We start from the raw sequence: 17359 nt of genomic DNA on the forward strand, positions 1-17359 counted from the left end.
AGCCTTGGGCCGCCGACATCGAATAGGCCGGTGGAAGGCCCCATCGGGTGTGTGTCCTATCTACCGTTTACCGGACTGCCATTGGAGTGCACGTCATTGTAGGCCCGCGCACGCCATCTATCCGATTTGCTGCCGGTCAATCAGCGCCGCGCATGAGCTGCGCCAATTGGGCGCGGGAACTGACGCCGAGCTTGGCAAATGCGTTGTGGACGTGGGTCTTCACCGTGTGGGGGGAGAGGTGCAGCTCGGTAGCGACGTCGCGGTTGGTCGCGCCCTGTGCGATGAGGTTGACGACAGTGAGTTCGGAGTCGGTGAGGCTGCCCCAGCCTGATTTTGCTCGCGGGCTGACGATCCGCCGCTCCACGCCCAATCCACGCAGCGCGCGGCCGACCCGGCGGGCATCGGCAATCGCTTCACACGCGATGTAGGTGTCGAATGCCGCGTTCAGCTCGTCGAGCGCCTCGGCGTTGCGCTGTGCGCGACTCAGCTCGCCGCCGGCGTCCTCGGCAGCGCCAGCGTAGAGAAGCGGCCGCGACGACGAGTGGAGCGCACTCGCCACCGCCACCAACGCATCGGCATCGCGCTCGAGGATCCCGCGGATGTGCTCGGCGACGGTGGAGAAGAACCGAACCCCGGGCCGCTCGCGTTCGAGCACGTCAACGACGGCCAGGAGACGCGCCCGCAACCCGGCATCACCGGCAGCCGAAGCCACGCGCGCGGTCAAGGTCAGCTGATCAAAGACGATCGGCAAGACGGGTGTCACGAGCAGCGGGATATCGCCGCCGAGCCACCACACCGCTTCATGGACGTCGTCGCGCTGCCACGCCGCCAGCCCCAGCGCGGCCGCGGCCCCGCGACGTACGGCAGGTGTACCGCTGGAGTAGGCATCGCGTGCCTCACTCATCGTCTCTAGCAACAACGTTCGGTCGTCGGTGCGGGCCGCCACCTCCGCCAGGGTGAACATGCGCATCGCGGTTACGAAGGTCGACCCCGTTCGCTCCGGCGTGGGCAGCCACTCGATGGCGGCGCGGGCAGCCGACAATCTGCCGGCGGCCGCCTGTACGACCCCCGCCGTCAGGGCCCAGATGTGAAGCGCCATGCCGTCGCGTTCTTGCTTGGATTTCTCTGTGCACTTGTCGACGAGCGCCGCAGCATCGTTCAACCGTCCGACCACCGCGAGCAGGTTTGCTAGGTGGCATGCGGCGAGATTGTGAGCGGTCATGTCGCCCGCGGGGGTCAGGGCTTGCAGTTGCTCAACCCGGTAAAGGGCGCGGCCGGCGTACCCGTCCGCGCAGTCGAGGCAGGCAAGTGCTACTCCGGATAGGATGCTCGACTCGAGATCGCCGGTGGATGCGGCGGCGGCCGCCGCCTCGTTGGCTGCCGCGCTGTCCTGTCCCTGTTGGCCGTACATCGCCATGTTGTACGCCAGCCACGCCTGATGTCGTGCCCGGGTCACGTCGCTGAGGTGAGGCAGTTGAAGTGCGCGGCGGTTGTCTTCGATGTGTCGCGTTGTCGTATCGGTGATCGGTGTCCGGAGCCGGAGAAGAATCTTGGCCTCTTCTTCGGGCGCCAGCGCGGCAGACAGGGTGGTGTCGGCCAATCTTTCCGCCTCTTCGTAGCGGGTGGCCCGATTGAGCAGCACGATCGTCTCTGTGACGAGTGACGCGCGTCCTGAGTCTTGGGCGGGTTGGAGTTCCAACGCGCGCTTGCTCAAGTCCGACGCGGCGCCCGGATCGCTATAGGCCAGAGACTGTGCGGCTTCGCGGAGTGCGGCGATCGCGGCCTGATCGCCCACCTCCGCGCTGCGGGCGAGCTGGGTGGCGACCTCCTGCGGCGCCGCGCCCATGTCCAGCATGACGCTCGCCGATTGCCGCTCCATCGCTCGGCGCAGCGACCGGGGCAACGATTGGCGCGTCGCTTCGCGCAGCAGATCATGACGGAACCTCATCTGATCACCGTCTTCGATGAGCAGGTCGGCGCGGACCGCCTCTTCGACCGCCGATACCAGGGCGGCCGGGCGGCGTTCGAGCATGGCGGCGAGCAGCCGGGCCGAGAATCGGTCAGGCAGTACTGCCGCGACCCGCACGACTTGGCTGGCGGCGGGGGAGAGTTGATCGAGTCGTTGCTGCATGGTGTGGCTGAGCCGTCGCGGCAACGAATCTCCGGTGGCGACCGCGCGGCCGTCGCTGACGTCGAGCCGGCCCTCCTCGTCCAGTCCGCGCAGCAGCTCCGTCAGCAGGAAGGGGTTGCCGTGCGCCTTATCGGCCAGATTCAGCAGCGACGCATCCGCGTTGGCTCGCACGGCGTCTTGCACGATGTCTGCGACCGCGCTCGGTGTCATGGCAGTCAACCGCAGAAAGGTGGCATCCTCGCGTTCCAGCGCGGTCAGCGTCTCGCGAACGGCCGGACCGCCGGCCCCGGTTCGCGCGGTAAGGATCCACAGCACCGGGGCGTCGGGTCGGGTCGCGGCCAGCGACCGCAGCGCCAGCAGGGTGGCGTTGTCGGCCCAATGGATGTCCTCGAGGAGGATCGCCAGGGGCGTTCGGGACGCGGTGGCATGGATGGCCGCTTGCAGATCGCGCACCACCCAGTAGCTGAGATCGGCCGATGTGCCCAAGCGGCGCAACGCCTCCGCATCCCCGACGGGGGGATCCGCGCGCAGTGTCGCCATGAACAGCGGGAAAAACGGCACCGTCTGCTGGTACTCGAACGCCTCGCCGAAGAGTGCACGGACGGCTGCCTTCTCGGCGCGCGCCAAGACCTCGGTCAACAAGCGGCTCTTGCCGATGCCCGGTGGTCCCTCGATGACCAGTACGCCCCCACGCCCCTGAGCGAGCGCCGCGATCAGCGCATCGATCGCCCTCAGCTCGCTCGCCCGCCCGCGGATCGGCGGCGTGCGCAGCTGCCCCGACGCATTCGCGGCACTCACGCGAACCGCCACCCGCCGACGTGTTGTGGGCGGGCGGGAGACGTCCAAGTTGTGTAATCCACTGTTCTCGCCACCGTTAGCGCTGGCAGTCAGTGTAGGCATGTTCTTCGGCCCCACCTGCTGTGTTTCGCGTTCGATTGAATCAACGCACTCAGCAATCACACCCGGTGCACGTCCCCTTTTGCTGGCGGGCGCTAGCCCCAAGGACCTCATCATTTTCTCGTGATCCGCGCTCATGCTGTGCCCGCTCACCGTATTTCTCCTCTCGGGATCGATGTATCGGCTCCTGCCAACTCATGACATCGCTGCGCGCGGATGGTGAGCGTCTCAACATGAGGTGAATGGGTGTCTCAAATTGAGACGACGGCGGACGGTCCGTCATGGTCTTTCCGCTTGGCTTCGGACGGGTGTATCGGTTCATCCGAGCAACGCACCCGTCGCGCGCGTAGGGTAATCGCCGAAGTCGATAAAAGTTTGCTGTCTGCAGCGAAGGGACACCCAGTCTCCGGCCGCGGTCGGCGGGTGTCAGCCGCCGCTCCGCGACGGTGACCCGGAGTCGAGGTAGTTGGGGATGGGTTCACAGGCGCGCCGCACGGCCGAACTCGAGCAGGCCAAGGAAACGTTCCTGCCCGTGGAGTCCCTTGACGTGATTCGCTCAGTCGATGAGGACATTGTGCGCCCCGGTGTCCTCGATTCGTGGCGTCGGTCCCGGGCCCTGCAAGTCCACCCCGACCGGGTCGAGCTGCCCTTTGTGCGCGAACCCAACAGGGGTTCGCGCCTGGTGCGCGCGGCTGCGCCGGTGCTGGAGCGGGTCACCTTTGACCTGGCCGCGCAGGATGTCAGCGTCGTCCTGACGTCGGCTGACGGTGTGGTCGTCGATCGGACCGCTGCGGCAGTCCCCATCCTCGACGCGTTGGACACGGTGAGCCTCGCACCGGGCTATAGCTTGGCCGAAGAGGTGGCGGGCACCAACGGGATCGGCACGGCTCTGGAAACCGGACAGCCCACATTCATCGGTGGCAGCGAGCACTACGTGGCTATGTTCACCGGTTTTGCGTGCGCGGGGTCACCGATCCGTGATCCCGTAACGGGCAGAGTCATCGGAGCCGTCAATTTGAGCTGTCTCGCAGACCGATCCGATCCACTGCTGCTCGCGCTGGCTACCAGCGCCAGTCGCCACATCGAGGAACGCTTGCGCCTGGTGGCTCATGAGAGCGAGACGGCACTTCTGGAAGCCTATCTGCAGCAGGCACGGCGATGTTCGGCCGGCGTGCTGGCGATCGGTGGCGATGTCGTGTTGATGAACCCCTACCTGCGTCGCACGCTCGACGGGGACGAGCAGACCGCGCTGCTTGAACACGCCTCGGATCTGCTCACGTCCACCCTGTCGGGCACGGCGCTGGTTGTGCTGCCGCGGGGACACATCGCCAAAATCACCGCCGCCGACCGGTCGACGACACGCGCCGGCCGCCTCAACGTCGTTTTCCGCGTTGATCTTTCCGGCGAGACCGGCTCGCAATCGCGTCGAACGGGCCGCCTTGCGCCCACGTACATCCCCGGCTTGGTCGGTCGCAATAGCGCCTGGCTGCATTGCTGCCAGCAGGTCCGGCAGTGCTGCCGCGACCGAGAATGGGTGATGATCGAGGGTGAGAAGGGATCCGGCCGGGCAAAGCTGGCGCAGGCGGTGGGGCAGCATGTGAAGCCGGACCGAACGATTCGCGTGATGCGCAGCGAAAGCTTCGGGAGCGCGGCATCTTTCGTCGCCGAGCTGGCGACACTGGCCGCCGATGACGACTTCGCGGTGGTGATCGCCGACGTGGATGACATCGACGAGGACATACTCGAAGCGATCGTGCCGATGCTGGCCGCGCGCGCAGGTCGGGGGTGGATCGCGGCCACCACAAGTTCCGCGGCTCCTGCTGCACCGATCAAACAGTTACTGCCGCTGTTCACCCATACCGTCACCGTGCCCGCGTTGCGACACAGGATTGACGACCTCGAGGAACTCGTGCCCCTGCTGCTGCGCGAGATCACCCGGGGCGCCGATGTGACGCTGGCGCCCGAGGCCATGCGGCAGCTGAGCAGGTTGCCGTGGCCGGGCAACGTCTCGCAGCTGCGCCGGGTCCTGACCGACACCGTTGCCCGCCAACGATCCGGCATTATCGGCGTCGACAAGTTGCCGCCGGAGTGCCGGTCCGTCACACGACGCAAGCTGACTCGGATGGAGGCTCTGGAGCGCGATGCGATTGTCCGCAGCCTTCAGGACAGCGGCGGCAACAAACAAGAGGCCGCACGCGCCCTGGGAATGTCACGTGCGACCATCTACCGCAAGATCAACGATTACGGCATCGCGTAACGGCCTTGCGCTTGTCGGCCGAAAAGCATTGGCCCGCAGTCATCATCAGGAAGCGCCGCGTCCCTCGGCCGTTGCTGGCCAAGTTCCGGGTCGCCAAAGCGCCGGGCGCGTCGCGGGCGCCCCGCCCGGCTGCGGCAACGCGATGAGCCGCTGACCGCCTCTTCGATTCGCACCGCGCATCCTCTCGGCAAATGGGTGGCTCACCCACGTGCGGGGGATGACGTCGCGAATACACCACCTTGAGCGACGTTCGCTGACAGCTCGTGACGCTCCCAATGCCAGGCAAATCACCCGGGTGAATCAGTTCGCCGGGCGATGACCACTCATCCCACGTCGGTTAATGCTGACTTAACAACTGGCGAGCGGACGGTACGTGGAGTCCACCACGTTTCGGGGATCGGCATTCAGGCCGCATGAGCGAGCAACGGGTCGGGGTGAAGGTGGACAACCTCGCTGTGTCGATCACCGCGGAACCGCCACCGCCACGAAGTGGAGAAAACACATGAAGCCCCGCCAATTTCAACGACCGCCAACCGAATACGGCTCCGGCGCCACGCGAACACCATGGCTGCTGCATCGATTACGGGGCGCCGCCGCATCTGCCCGGCATTGGGCGCGCCGCAATGGAGAGGCCGGGACGGGCGCCATCCCGGCGATCGAGGACCAACTTCACGCGCTGCAGCCCATCTGCAGTGCCCAGGGGCTGGCGACCGGCACCACATGCGGTGCGCCGGCGGTGGCGGTCGCCGAGATACACGCCATCGACGGATGCGACCAAATGGGGCTCAGCCCGGACGGTGACCTCGTCGAAACGCTCTGCCAACACTGCCTGGCCACTGTGCGATGGGCGATGGCGACCTACGTAGGTGACAAACGCGAGATGGCGTCGCGCTGCGGCACCCGCCCGGTGTGTGCGACCTGCGGGCGTTCCACCGGATACCTGCGCAGCGTCTTCGCTGTGCGCCCGATCGGGTCCGAGGGAGTGTCATGATGACCCGGGTACGCGTTGCCTCCGTGTTGGTGGCTGTGGTGGCCGGTGATTATGCGCTTCTCACATTGGTCAATGGTCGACTCACCGATTTCGGCGTCACCGCCGGCATCTGGGTGGGGTGCTCGACCGCGGCGGGGCTGATCGCCTACGCCAGCAAGCGACGCCGCCAAGCGATGGCCCGGGGACGTGCGGCTGTTTGGCAGCGCCGTGATCGGCAGGCGGCGACCGCTGGCGGACAACAGTGCCCGTCATGCGGAGACGCGCGCCAACTCCCAAGCGAATCACCCAGATTCGCTGACCGGCAGCGTACGCGCTTGTGCGGGGTATGCGCGCCTGGTTCTCACCCCAGAGTCGACACGACGAGCCCAGGCCGCTCGCGGCGCAATCACCACGTGAAATCCGTTGGGGGCGTGGGGCAACCGATTTCCCGAGCGCGGAAGCGTTGACATGACCGCGCCCGCCGCCGTACCCGGTTCACCGCGCCCCGGTCTAGGAGCGCCCAGGGCGCGTAAAGCCCGACGGTCCCCGTTCCGCGCGGACGTCGTCGTCGATGTGATCCAGGACGGTCCGAGCATGGCTGGGCGCATTGCCTCGCTGAGTGCCCGACTGATGATCCGGCCCGCACTGAGCGTGGGCAGCCACCTGCCCTCGGCGCCCTGGCCATGGGGCGCCGTTGAGATCGCCGCTCGCGCCATCGCCCCGCCACCGGGCACGGTACGCACGGGTGTCGGGCTGGCGCACTGCAGTGCGCAGCTAGTCCGCGCCGCCGGAGTGCTACCGGCCGACGGCTCCCACCGGGCCGTCCTGTACCTGCACGGCGGAGCCTTCCTCACCTGCGGCGCCCACTCGCACGGTCGGCTGGTCAGCATGCTGTCCGGCTTCGCCGACAGCCCCGTACTGGTGCCCAACTACCGCAAGATCCCCAAACATGCGATCGGCGAGGCGATCGAGGACTGCTACGACGGGTACCGCTGGTTGCGACGACAGGGTTACCAGCCCGACCAGATCGTGTTGGCCGGCGATTCCGCCGGCGGCTATCTGGCACTAGCGCTGGCCCAACGCCTGCTCGAGTGCGGTGAGCAGCCGGCAGCGATGGCGGCCATGTCACCGCTGCTGCAACTGGCCACGCAACCCAAAACGACTCATCCCAACGTCGGCTCGGACGCGATGTTTCCGCCCAGAGCGTTCGACGCCTTCCACGCCTTGATCACTCGCGCCGCAGGGCGCACCGCCGCCTACGGGCATTCCGACGCGCTCTACGAGCCGCTCGACCACATCCGACCCGGCCTGCCGCCCATGCTGATCCATGTGTCCGGTTGCGAGGTGTTGCTTCACGACGCGCAGCTGGCGGCTCAACGACTGGCCGCCGCCGGGGTGCCGGTCGAAGTGCAGGTATGGCCGGGCCAAATCCACGTGTTCCAGCTCGCCGCGCCGATGATCCCCGAAGCCATCCGCTCGTTGCGTCAGATCGGCCGCTACATCCGCGAGGCGACCGGATAGCCGGAGGAACCTGGGGATTTCGAAGATGGATTTCGGGGCGCTGCCGCCTGAGATCAACTCCGGCCGAATGTATTCCGGTCCCGGCTGCGGGTCGATGCTGGCCGCCTCGGCGGCCTGGGACGGGCTGGCCGCCGACCTGTATTGCGCCGCCGGCTCCTATGGGTCGGTGATCTCGGACCTCACCAGCGCAGCATGGCTGGGTCCCGGGTCGGTGGCGATGGCGGCCGCCGCCGCACCCTACGTCTCCTGGCTGACGACGACGGCGGCCCTGTGCGAGCAGGCCGCTGCCGAGGCCAGGGTCGCCGCGGCCGCCTACGAGGCCGCTTTCGCGATGACGGTGCCTCCACCGGTGGTCGCGGCCAACCGTGCGCAGCTGATGTTGCTGATCGCGACGAACTTCTTCGGCCAAAACACCCCGGCGATCGCGGCCACCGAAGCCGAGTACGGCGAAATGTGGGCCCAAGACGCCGGGGCGATGTACGGGTATGCGGGCGCATCCGCTGCGGCTTCGGCGTTACCGCCGTTTACCTCGCCCCTTCCCACCACCGATCCAGCAGGGGTCGCCGAACAGGGCGCCGCGGCTGCCCACGCCGGCACCACGACAGCCGGCACGGCCACCCAGGCCATCCTGTCGGCGGGCTCGCAGCTGCTCTCCGCGGTACCCAATGCGCTTCAGGGACTTGCGCTTCCTCTACCGGCCGCGGCAGGACTTCCCTCGTTCTTGGAATTGCTGAGCTTACTGAGCCCGGTGAACCTGGCCGTCTCATCGGCGGCGACAGCCATCACGTCCACGGGGACGGCCGGGTCGTATGCGGGCTTGGGCTACGCGGCGCACTACGACCCGGACGGTGCCAGCAAGATGGACGCCGTATTGGAACGTTTGGGGGCGCTTTCGGGAGGTCCGGGAGCGAGCGCAGCAGCGTCATTGGGTTCGGCGGAGAGGGCGGGCAGCGGTGCGGCGCCCGTGCTGTCGGCGGGGGTGGGCCGAGCCTCCTCAATCGGCGCGCTGTCGGTGCCGCCGGGCTGGGCCGCGGCCACGCCGACCATCAGGGCCGTCGCGGTGACATGGCCGAACTCCCTCCCCGGCCCCATCCCCCCGACCGTCCTGGCGACGAATCCGGAAAACATGCTCAACGAAATGGCTTTGGCGAGTATGGCGATGCGCGGCATCCGCGGTGCTCCGCCCCAAAGCCGGTCCACGATCACCATCACCGTGACGCCACGCCCGCCGGATGACGGCGGGGCGCGCATCACGATGTGAACCGGTTCGCGCTCACCCGGGTGATTTGGCTCGCCGGGTGATGACGACTCACCCCGCACCGGTGAATGCTGACTCGACAGCCGGCGAGCGGAGGGCAAGTGCAGTCGACGATGTACCAGATCTGCATTCGAGGCCGCGTGACCGAGCGGCTCGGGTCCGCATTAGAAGGGATGCGCCTCGAGGCCGGTGCGACCGAAACCGTGTTCACCGGTGAAATCCGCGACCAGTCACAGCTTTACGGACTTCTCGACCGGGTCCGTGATCTCGGCCTCGAGCTCGTCAGCGTACAACCGCAGCCCGCGGCTGACCCGACGACAACCACCCATATCAGGAGGGACCTGTAATGCGAGCCATCACTGTTTCAGATCGTGACGCCGGTGTCGCCGGCCTGTCGCTGACGGACCTGCCCTACCCCCAGGCGGCCGACAACGACGTCGTCGTGCGGGTACACGCCGCCGGTTTCACACCCGGCGAGCTTGACTGGCCGCACACGTGGATCGACCGCTCGGGTCACGACCGGACGCCGAGCGTGCCCGGCCACGAGCTGTCGGGCGTCGTGGTTGAGTTGGGTTACGGCACCACACTTTTGACTGTCGGCCAGCGAGTGTTCGGAATCGCCGACTGGGCCCGCAACGGCTCGCTGGCGGAGTACGCCGCGGTGGAAGCCCGCAATCTCGCACCGCTGCCGATGGATATCGACCACACCGTGGCCGCGGCGCTGCCGATCTCTGGATTGGCCGCCTGCCAGGGCCTGTTCGACCACGGCCGCCTCGCCGCCGGGCAAACGGTTCTGATCCACGGTGCCGCGGGTGGGGTCGGGTCGATCGCGGTGCAGCTCGCCCGCGAGGTCGGTGCGCGCGTCATCGGCACCGGCCGGACCGCAGACCGCGACCGGGCGGAGGAGCTCGGCGTGCACGCCTTCCTCGACTTGGAGACCGAAAAGCTCGAGGACGCAGGCGAAGTCGATGTGGTGTTTGACGTGATCGGCGGGGAGGTCCTCGCCCGATCGGCCGCACTGGTGCGGGCGGGCGGGACGCTCGTCACCATCGCGGAGCCGCCGAAGACCCAGCCGCACGACGGACGGGCAGTTTTCTTCCTTGTCGAAGCCGACCGCGCCCAGCTCGCAGACCTCGCCGCGCGCGTGCGGGACGGACGCCTCAAGCCGGTCGTGGGCGCGGTCCTGCCGCTCGCCGACGCCGCCACCGCGTTCGCTCCCGGCAAGCGCATCCCCGGCAAGACAATCCTGCGGGTCGTCGAGGACTGAAAAGGGAAGGCGGCCAAAATGGCCCTAAAACCGCTCGCCGCGCTGACCGTGGCGGTGATGCTCGCGCCTGCCGCGCACGCCGAGCCGGCGCCAGAGAATCCGGAGCAAAAGCCGGTGGTCCGCCCGGTTTTCAATCAACCCACCAATGTGCCGGGCAAATCACTTGAGGCAGTGAGCGTCAGCTATCCGCCCGGAGCCAAAAGCGAAGCCCACCACCACGCGAAATCGGCGTTCATCGTGGCGTACGTGATCTCGGGTGCGATCCGCAGTCAGGTCGAAGGTGAGCCGGCACGCGTCTATCACGCCGGCGAGACATGGAGTGAAGCGCCCGGCGCCCACCACACCATCAGTGAAAATGCCAGCGCCACCGAACCCGCCGAATTGCTGGCGGTGTTCCTCCTGGACACCGGAGACGGACCGCTCACCACGGACGACAACGCGAGCCATGCGCACGCCTGATCCGATCCGAGTTGTCCGGATGGCACTACGAGTCTCACTCGCGGCGGCCTTTCTGTCCGCCGTTGCGGACCGATTCGGGTGGTGGGAACCGTTTGGGCAGGGTAGCTGGGGGAGTATGGACCGCTTCGCCGACTATGCCCATTGGCTTGTTCCGTTTGCTTCTGGATGGTCGTTGACCGTCATCGTGTGGGCCGCCACCGCCACCGAAGCGAGCCTGGCGATCCTGCTCCTGGCCGGCTGGTGGCCGAAACTCGTCGGGGCGGCGACCTGCCTGGTGCTCACTGTATTTGGGACCGCGATGGCCGTAGCCCTCGGTATCGAGTCACCGCTTAGCTACAGCGTCTTCTCCGCGGCAAGCGCCGCCGCGGCCTACGCCATACTCGGCGCGACATCGCCGGCACCCGCCGCTGGCGCCTCATGCAGTCCGGAAACTTCCAACCGTCGCAACCCGGCTCGTTGTAACGGGTGAGCCTGATGAAAGCGAGCAAGGACTTCGACGTGATCGTCATAGGCGGCGGGGTGGCCGGTGTGGCCGCCGTGCGCAAGCTCGCGTCCGTGGGCCTGTCGGCAGCGCTCATCGACGATCGTCTGGTCGGCGGGGAGTGCCATTATTGGGGCTGCAACCCCAGCAAAACACTGCTGCGCCCGATCGAGGTGTTCAACCTCGCGAGGTCGGTTCCAGGTGTGCGAGAAGCTATGTCGGACCGAAAGATCGACGTGGCCGCCGTCTTCGCGAAGCGCGATGCGATCATCGAGCACCTTTCGGACGACGACCGAAGAGCATCGCTACGGCAAGCCGGGGTCGCGGTGTTTCACGGCTTCGGCCGGCTGAGCGGAGAACGAACAGTGCGCGTGGCCTACGCCCCGGGAGATACCACCGAAGTCGTCCTGACGGCACACCATGCGGTCGTCGTGGCGACCGGCACTCGTCCCAACGTGCCGGAGGTACCCGGGTTGGCGCAAGCACGCCCGTGGACCAATCGGGACCTGACGACCATGGCACAAGTGCCACCGCGTGCGCTGGTGGTGGGCGGCGGTCCGGTCGGTGTCGAGTTCGCGACCATCCTCACCGGATTGGGCTCCGCGGTAACACTTCTGGTGCGTGGTAACACCCTGCTTCCCAACTGCGAACCCGAAGCCCGCGAGTTGGTCGCGCAATCACTGCGCAGCCAAGGCGTCACGATTCACTTCGAGACAGAGTTGTCGTCGGCCGCCCGCCCCGTGGCGGGCGGGCCCGTCGCCGCAACGTTCCACCGCCAGACCGTCGAGGTGGACGAGATCGTCCTGGCCGCCGGACGGCGCACTAACACCGACAACATCGGACTGGAAACCCTTGGCCTGCCACGCGGCGAGACCGTCGCTGTGAACGACCATCTCCAAGCGGTCGGCGTCACGGGCGACTGGCTCTACGCGCTGGGAGACACCACCGGGCGTGCCCGGCTGTCTCATATCTCCACCTACCACGGCCGCGTCGTGGCCGACATCATCGCGGCCCGGGCCGCCGGACGGGAACTGTCCGAGAACGAGTTGACTGCCCATGATGCCGGCAACCTGGCGCAGGTTATCCACACTGACCCTCAAGTGGCGTGGGCGGGGCGCACCGAAAGTCAGGCCCGAGCAGAAGGATTCGCGGTGCGGACGCGGACCGCCCGTTACCCCGGCGCAGTGTCATTTCTCGCCCTATACCGGGATGGCTTCCAAGGATGGGCGAAACTGGTCATCAACGACGAGACCGACACGTTGCTCGGAGCGACCTTCGTCGGCCCGCAGTTCTCGGAACTGATTCAAGCGGCCACCCTGGCCATCGTCGCGAAGGTCCCGGTCAGTTTCCTACGCCATGCGGTCGCGCCGCATCCGACGGTCAATCAGGTCTGGGATCCGCTGCTGGCCGAGGAGTCCGAACTCGCCCGGTTACTGAAAAACGAGACGCAGAAAGCACAGAAGAGCGCTTGAGCCTTGAAGGAACCACCATGACCTACGACCGGCCGCCCGTCTCGCCGTGACCATGCTTGTGGCGGGAATCCGCACGCTCGGCGGAAACGTGGAGACATTCGACGTGGACGACCCCCGACCCTTGGCGGCCGACGAGGTCCTCATCGACGTTCGCGGCGCCGGTGTCGGCAACTGGGACAACATCATTCGGTACGGGGGTTGGGACGTTGGCACGGGGCCGCCGCTGGCGCTCGGTGTCGAGGCCGCCGGGGTCATCAAAGCCGTCGGCAACAGCCCGGGCGGATTCGGTGTGGGCGATGAGGTGCTGTGTCACCCCGTGCCGCTGCGCGACCACGGCGCGTGGGCGCCGCTTCTGATCGCACCCGTCGGATCGCTGGCGCGCAAACCACCCGAGATCCCTTGGGAGACCGCGGCGATCTTTCCGGTGCCGGCGTTGACCGCCGAGCAGGTGGTCGGCGAGGCGTTGGCGCTTCGCGGGGGAGAGACGTTGCTCGTTCATGGCGCGGGTGGGATCACCGGCGGGCTCATTGTCCAGCTGGCCGCCCTGCGCGGGGTCGACGTCCTCGCCACGGCCGGTCCGCGCAGCGCCGTCCGGGTCCGCGAGCATGGGGCCCGCGAAGTGATCGACTACCGCGATCCGCTGTGGCCGCAACACGCGAGGGCGTTGGCGAGGGGCTCTGTCGACGCCGTCGCCAACGCGGCCCCGGGGGGTGCAGGTGCGGCCATGACCGCGCTTGCCGACGGCGGCCGGCTGGCCACCATCACCCCCGACCCGCCCGCACCCACCCGCGGGATCGGCGTGACGTCGGTTTACGTCCGTTCCGACGGGGCGCAACTCGGCCGCCTCGCCGCGCTACTCGCCTCCCGTCGATTGAGCATGCCGACCCCGCGTTCCTGCGGCCTGGATCAGGCCGCCGCCGCCCTCGCGCACGTGGTCGCGGGCCACGAGGCCAGCGGAGTCGCCATCACGACAGACAGCTCACAAAGTCAGCCGAAAAGCACACACCGCCAAGGAGTCTCGCGATGACCACCATTACCCCGATCCGCACCGGAGTGGCCGATCACATCGGGCACTACGCCGACGCCGTCGCCGTATCCGGGGGCGGCACACAGATTTTCGTCTCCGGAACACCCGGGGTGCGCGAAGACGGCACGCTGCCCGAGGACTTCACTGACGAGGCCCGGCAGTGCTGGGCCAACGTCGAAAAGGCACTCGGCAAGGCCGGCGCGACGCTCACCGACATCGTCTACATGCGCCAATGGGTCACCGGCCGTGACAATGCGTCCGCCTACCTGGCGGTAAGCAAAGAAATCATCCGCCACCGGCCTGCCGCCATGTTCAGCATCATCGACGGGCTGGTGTGGCCCAACATCCGCGTGGAGGTCGAAGTCATCGCCATCCTGCCGGCATGAGCGACTACGCAAGAGTCGAGTTGTCCACCGACGAACTATTGACCACGACCCGTTCGGTGCGCAAGCGCCTCGATTTGACCAAACCCGTTCCCATCGGCCTGATCCGGGAATGCCTGGAGATCGCGGTGCAGGCACCGACGTCGGCGAACGTGCAGAACTGGAGCTTCATCGTCGTCACCGATGCCGAACAGCGTCGGGCGATCGCCGAGGTGTACCGGCGCACCTGGGACTCGATCGCCACGTCGCCGTACGCGGTCGCCGATCGGTTCAAAGACGATCCCGCGCGCAATCGCGAGCAGCGCAAAGTCTCCGACAGCGCGGCGTACCTCGCCGAGCACCTCGGCGAGGTCCCGGTCTTGATGATCCCGTGCGTCGAGGTCATCGACGGTGACGGCACGCTGACGGGCGAAAACGCCAACCGGTATTGGAGTTCGGTCATGCCGGCCGCGTGGAGCTACATGCTCGCCGCGCGCTCCCGGGGCTTGGGGACCACGTGGACCGGGGTGACGATCATGGCCGACGACGAGATGCGGGCCATACTCGGGTTGCCCGACAACGTCTATCACGCCACGACCATCCCCACCGCCTACTACACCGGCACGACCTTCCGCCGTGCCAAACGGATTCCGCTCGACGACGTGCTGCATTTCGACCGGTGGTGAGAACCGATGATGACCAGCTCACGCAACGGGTCTGGCGCCCAGCCACGGCCATACGACGAACGGGCCCCGCAATGACGTTGCGCGACGCGGCACCGACCCGCCGGGCGATGGTGGTCGCGGTGACGGTGTCGATGGTCGCGTTCTTCGATTCCACCGTGATCAATCTGGCTTTGCCGGCCACCGAGCACGATCTCGGCGGTGGTCTGGCGTTGCAGCAGTGGGTCATTGACGGCTACCTGTTGGCGATGGCGGCCGCGATCTTGCCCGGCGGCTCCGTCTCGGACCTGTTCGGGCGCGTTCCGGTGATGCGCTTCGGGCTGTTGACCTTCGGCGCGGGCTCGGTCCTGGCGGCGGCCGCCACCTCGCCCGCGATGCTGATCGCCGCGCGCCTCGTCCAAGGCCTGGGTGCCGCGTTCCTGGTGCCGGGCTCGCTGGCGTTGATCAACACGGTCTTCGACAAGGCGCAGCGGTCCGCGGCGATCGGCGTCTGGACCGGGTGGACGGGAACCGCCTTCGCTGCGGGCCCCCTGCTGGGCGGAATGTGCGTCGACTTTCTGGGCTGGCGTTGGATTTTCGTGCTGTCGGCGATCCCTATGGCGGTCGGGTATGCCCTGACGTTCTGGCTGTGCCCGGTATCGGGGCGGGTCGAAGGCGCCCGTGTCGATACCGCGGGGGTGGTCCTGTCGGCGGTGGGGCTGGGCGCGACCGTATACGCGTTGATCGAATCCCAACGCGATGGCTGGACCGACCCGGCTGTCCTCGCACCATTGGTGGTCGGGGTCGCCGCCCTGGCCGGCTTCGTGAGGTGGCAGCACCGCAGCAAGTGCCCGATGCTTCCGTTGTCGCTGTTCACCTTTCGTAACTTCGCTGCCGCCAACCTCGTCACCGCCTTCGTCTACGGCGCATTGACGCTGGGATCGCTGGCCGTCGCCCTCTACACCCAGGAAATCGGCCGGTACTCCGCCACGGCGGCCGGACTCGCCACCCTGCCGATCCCGGCGCTGTCGTTCGTGTTCGCCCGCCATGTCGGTCGCATCGCCGCGCGGGTGGGACCACGCGCGTTCCTGATCGGGGGCCCCGCCGTGGCGGGATTGGGACTGCTGCTGATCCGTCCGAAACCCAGTGGATTCCACGCGATCAGCGACCTTATCCCCGGGATGACCGTGCTGGGCATCGGGCTGGTCGCGACGATCACACCGCTGACGTCGGTGATGCTGGCCTCGGTGCCGACCGAACACAGCGGCCTGGCGTCGGCGATCAACAACGCGGTGTCGCGGCTGGCCGCGCTGATGTCGATCGGGTCCATGGGCCTCATCACCGTCGGCGCGGCGAGCGCCGCCGGATTCGCCCGCGTGTTGGAGGTGAGTGCCGCGCTATTCGCCCTAGGCGCGTTGTGCGCCGCACTGTTGATAACCAATCCGCCTGGCGGGTGCCGACCCGTCCCGTGCGACATCGCGGCGTTGTGCCGTGACCGGCCCGGCGTGCAACCGGCCGTGGCCTCGAGTCCGTCTGCCGCGATGGAGGAGACATGACAGCACATTCCGCACCGTCCGGGGCGCAAGATTACGAGCGCATGATGACCATGCTGACCGGTTTCTGGGTCACGCAGATCGTTCGTGCTGCAGCGACTTTCAACGTGGCGGATCATCTCGCCGCGGGTACCGACACGGCTGAAGCGATCGCGGCGGAAGAGTCCATCGATCCGGCCGCCACCCGGCGGCTTATCCGTGCCTGCGCCTCCCTGGGTCTTGTCACGTCGGACGATGGTGTGCGGCTCACCGGGACGCCCTTGCTCAGCACGCTGCTGCGCGACGACCCGAACTCGTTGCGTGGCATGGTCCTTGCCCAAGCCGCGCCTGGTCATTGGCTGACCTGGGGCCGCTTCCCGGATGCTGTTCGCAGCGGCACCGGCCAGATGAAGGCTGCACACGGCGCACCCGGCACGATCTTCGACTATCTGGCCGCGCATCCCGACGAGGCGAGTCATTTCACCGAAGCCATGTCGAATCTCAGTGCGGCCGCTGCGATCGAGATCGCAAAGGTGGTCGACACCCGAGGCGTCAGATACGCGCTGGACGTTGGGGGAGCAAACGGCGAGGTCCTTCGGGCGATGATGCGGGCCAACCCCCACCTGCGCGGTGGCGTCTTCGACTTGCCGCACATCGTGCCCGACGCCGCGACGGCGGCGCGCAAAGATGGTCTGCACGAGCGTCTTACCGCGGTGGGAGGCGATTTTTTCGAGACGGTACCGCCCTCGGATCTCTATGTGCTCAAATACATCCTGCACGACTGGGACGACCAGAACTGCATACGGATCTTGAGAAACTGCCGTGCCGCCCTGCAAGAGAACGGGCGCCTCGTCGTCATCGACTATCTTGTGGGAGAATTCGGGCTTCCCGGGCTGCCGGCGATGATGGACATGAACATGTTGGTCATGAATGGTGGCAAGGAACGCGACATCGCCGAGTTCGACGCGCTCTTCGCCTCCGCCGGATTTCGCCGCACGACCGTCGGCCAGGCTGGGCAGTTCGCGGTCATCGAAACCGTAGGGATCTGAACATGGCATCCGAG

The 17359-nt window shown here is 67.2% G+C and carries 15 protein-coding genes; 14 read left to right on the plus strand and 1 reads right to left on the minus strand.

All coding sequences use genetic code 11. The features are described from left to right. Window positions 1-136: 136 nt before the first annotated feature. The gene (locus tag QGN31_RS09955; protein ID WP_043955788.1) at window positions 137-2929 is read right to left on the minus strand and encodes a helix-turn-helix transcriptional regulator; all 2793 of its coding nucleotides are present in this window, start codon (window positions 2927-2929) and stop codon (window positions 137-139) included. Between the two features lie 571 nt (window positions 2930-3500). Between QGN31_RS09955 and QGN31_RS09960 the strand changes: the two genes are divergently transcribed. From QGN31_RS09960 to QGN31_RS10025, 14 genes are all read left to right on the plus strand, one after another. Then, window positions 3501-5285, plus strand: a complete 1785-nt coding sequence (locus tag QGN31_RS09960) for a sigma-54-dependent Fis family transcriptional regulator (RefSeq protein ID WP_014385220.1) — start codon at window positions 3501-3503, stop codon at window positions 5283-5285. A 502-nt stretch (window positions 5286-5787) separates the two neighbouring features. Next, window positions 5788-6276, plus strand: coding sequence for a hypothetical protein (locus QGN31_RS09965; protein ID WP_014942439.1), 489 nt, complete (start codon window positions 5788-5790; stop codon window positions 6274-6276). Between the two features lie 447 nt (window positions 6277-6723). Further along, window positions 6724-7776: an alpha/beta hydrolase fold domain-containing protein gene (locus QGN31_RS09970; RefSeq protein WP_036428998.1), complete on the plus strand. Its 1053-nt coding sequence runs from the start codon at window positions 6724-6726 to the stop codon at window positions 7774-7776. Between the two features lie 25 nt (window positions 7777-7801). Further along, a complete protein-coding gene (locus tag QGN31_RS09975) occupies window positions 7802-9037 on the plus strand; it encodes a PPE family protein (RefSeq protein ID WP_008258036.1) in 1236 nt (411 codons plus the stop codon). Between the two features lie 98 nt (window positions 9038-9135). Continuing rightward, window positions 9136-9381: a hypothetical protein gene (locus QGN31_RS09980; RefSeq protein WP_014942437.1), complete on the plus strand. Its 246-nt coding sequence runs from the start codon at window positions 9136-9138 to the stop codon at window positions 9379-9381. Next, window positions 9381-10301 carry an NADP-dependent oxidoreductase gene (locus QGN31_RS09985; protein WP_014942436.1) on the plus strand — a complete coding sequence of 307 codons (921 nt, stop codon included), beginning with the start codon at window positions 9381-9383 and terminating at the stop codon, window positions 10299-10301. The genes QGN31_RS09980 and QGN31_RS09985 overlap by 1 nt, the downstream gene beginning before the upstream one ends. Window positions 10302-10319: 18 nt before the next feature. Next, window positions 10320-10760 (plus strand): cupin domain-containing protein, encoded by a 441-nt coding sequence (locus QGN31_RS09990; RefSeq protein ID WP_014942435.1) that lies wholly within the window; start codon window positions 10320-10322, stop codon window positions 10758-10760. Next, window positions 10747-11229: a hypothetical protein gene (locus QGN31_RS09995; protein WP_043955074.1), complete on the plus strand. Its 483-nt coding sequence runs from the start codon at window positions 10747-10749 to the stop codon at window positions 11227-11229. Before QGN31_RS09990 ends, QGN31_RS09995 begins: the two co-directional genes overlap by 14 nt. A gap of 5 nt (window positions 11230-11234) precedes the next feature. After that, complete coding sequence (locus tag QGN31_RS10000) at window positions 11235-12713, plus strand: dihydrolipoyl dehydrogenase family protein (protein WP_043955786.1); 1479 nt, start codon at window positions 11235-11237, stop codon at window positions 12711-12713. 52 nt (window positions 12714-12765) lie between these two features. Beyond that, window positions 12766-13740: an NADP-dependent oxidoreductase gene (locus QGN31_RS10005; protein ID WP_232065665.1), complete on the plus strand. Its 975-nt coding sequence runs from the start codon at window positions 12766-12768 to the stop codon at window positions 13738-13740. Then, entirely contained in the window at window positions 13737-14126 is a 390-nt protein-coding gene (locus QGN31_RS10010; protein WP_014385211.1) for a RidA family protein, read from the plus strand. The genes QGN31_RS10005 and QGN31_RS10010 overlap by 4 nt, the downstream gene beginning before the upstream one ends. Continuing rightward, window positions 14123-14788, plus strand: coding sequence for a nitroreductase family protein (locus tag QGN31_RS10015; protein WP_014385210.1), 666 nt, complete (start codon window positions 14123-14125; stop codon window positions 14786-14788). The genes QGN31_RS10010 and QGN31_RS10015 overlap by 4 nt, the downstream gene beginning before the upstream one ends. Window positions 14789-14859: 71 nt before the next feature. Continuing rightward, window positions 14860-16320 carry an MFS transporter gene (locus tag QGN31_RS10020; protein WP_201359311.1) on the plus strand — a complete coding sequence of 487 codons (1461 nt, stop codon included), beginning with the start codon at window positions 14860-14862 and terminating at the stop codon, window positions 16318-16320. Beyond that, window positions 16317-17345 (plus strand): methyltransferase, encoded by a 1029-nt coding sequence (locus QGN31_RS10025; protein WP_041297908.1) that lies wholly within the window; start codon window positions 16317-16319, stop codon window positions 17343-17345. The genes QGN31_RS10020 and QGN31_RS10025 overlap by 4 nt, the downstream gene beginning before the upstream one ends. Window positions 17346-17359 lie beyond the last annotated feature (14 nt).

Source organism: Mycobacterium sp. 2-64 (genome assembly GCF_035918375.1).
Lineage (GTDB): Bacteria > Actinomycetota > Actinomycetes > Mycobacteriales > Mycobacteriaceae > Mycobacterium > Mycobacterium intracellulare.

Coding starts and splice junctions, on each gene's coding strand:
- QGN31_RS10025 (WP_041297908.1), top strand. CDS start 16,317: ATGACAGCACATTCCGCACCGTCCGGGGCGCAAGATTACGAGCGCATG.
- QGN31_RS09965 (WP_014942439.1), top strand. CDS start 5,788: ATGAAGCCCCGCCAATTTCAACGACCGCCAACCGAATACGGCTCCGGC.
- QGN31_RS09970 (WP_036428998.1), top strand. CDS start 6,724: ATGACCGCGCCCGCCGCCGTACCCGGTTCACCGCGCCCCGGTCTAGGA.
- QGN31_RS09990 (WP_014942435.1), top strand. CDS start 10,320: ATGGCCCTAAAACCGCTCGCCGCGCTGACCGTGGCGGTGATGCTCGCG.
- QGN31_RS09975 (WP_008258036.1), top strand. CDS start 7,802: ATGGATTTCGGGGCGCTGCCGCCTGAGATCAACTCCGGCCGAATGTAT.
- QGN31_RS10010 (WP_014385211.1), top strand. CDS start 13,737: ATGACCACCATTACCCCGATCCGCACCGGAGTGGCCGATCACATCGGG.
- QGN31_RS10000 (WP_043955786.1), top strand. CDS start 11,235: ATGAAAGCGAGCAAGGACTTCGACGTGATCGTCATAGGCGGCGGGGTG.
- QGN31_RS10005 (WP_232065665.1), top strand. CDS start 12,766: ATGCTTGTGGCGGGAATCCGCACGCTCGGCGGAAACGTGGAGACATTC.
- QGN31_RS09960 (WP_014385220.1), top strand. CDS start 3,501: ATGGGTTCACAGGCGCGCCGCACGGCCGAACTCGAGCAGGCCAAGGAA.
- QGN31_RS09985 (WP_014942436.1), top strand. CDS start 9,381: ATGCGAGCCATCACTGTTTCAGATCGTGACGCCGGTGTCGCCGGCCTG.
- QGN31_RS09995 (WP_043955074.1), top strand. CDS start 10,747: ATGCGCACGCCTGATCCGATCCGAGTTGTCCGGATGGCACTACGAGTC.
- QGN31_RS10015 (WP_014385210.1), top strand. CDS start 14,123: ATGAGCGACTACGCAAGAGTCGAGTTGTCCACCGACGAACTATTGACC.
- QGN31_RS10020 (WP_201359311.1), top strand. CDS start 14,860: ATGACGTTGCGCGACGCGGCACCGACCCGCCGGGCGATGGTGGTCGCG.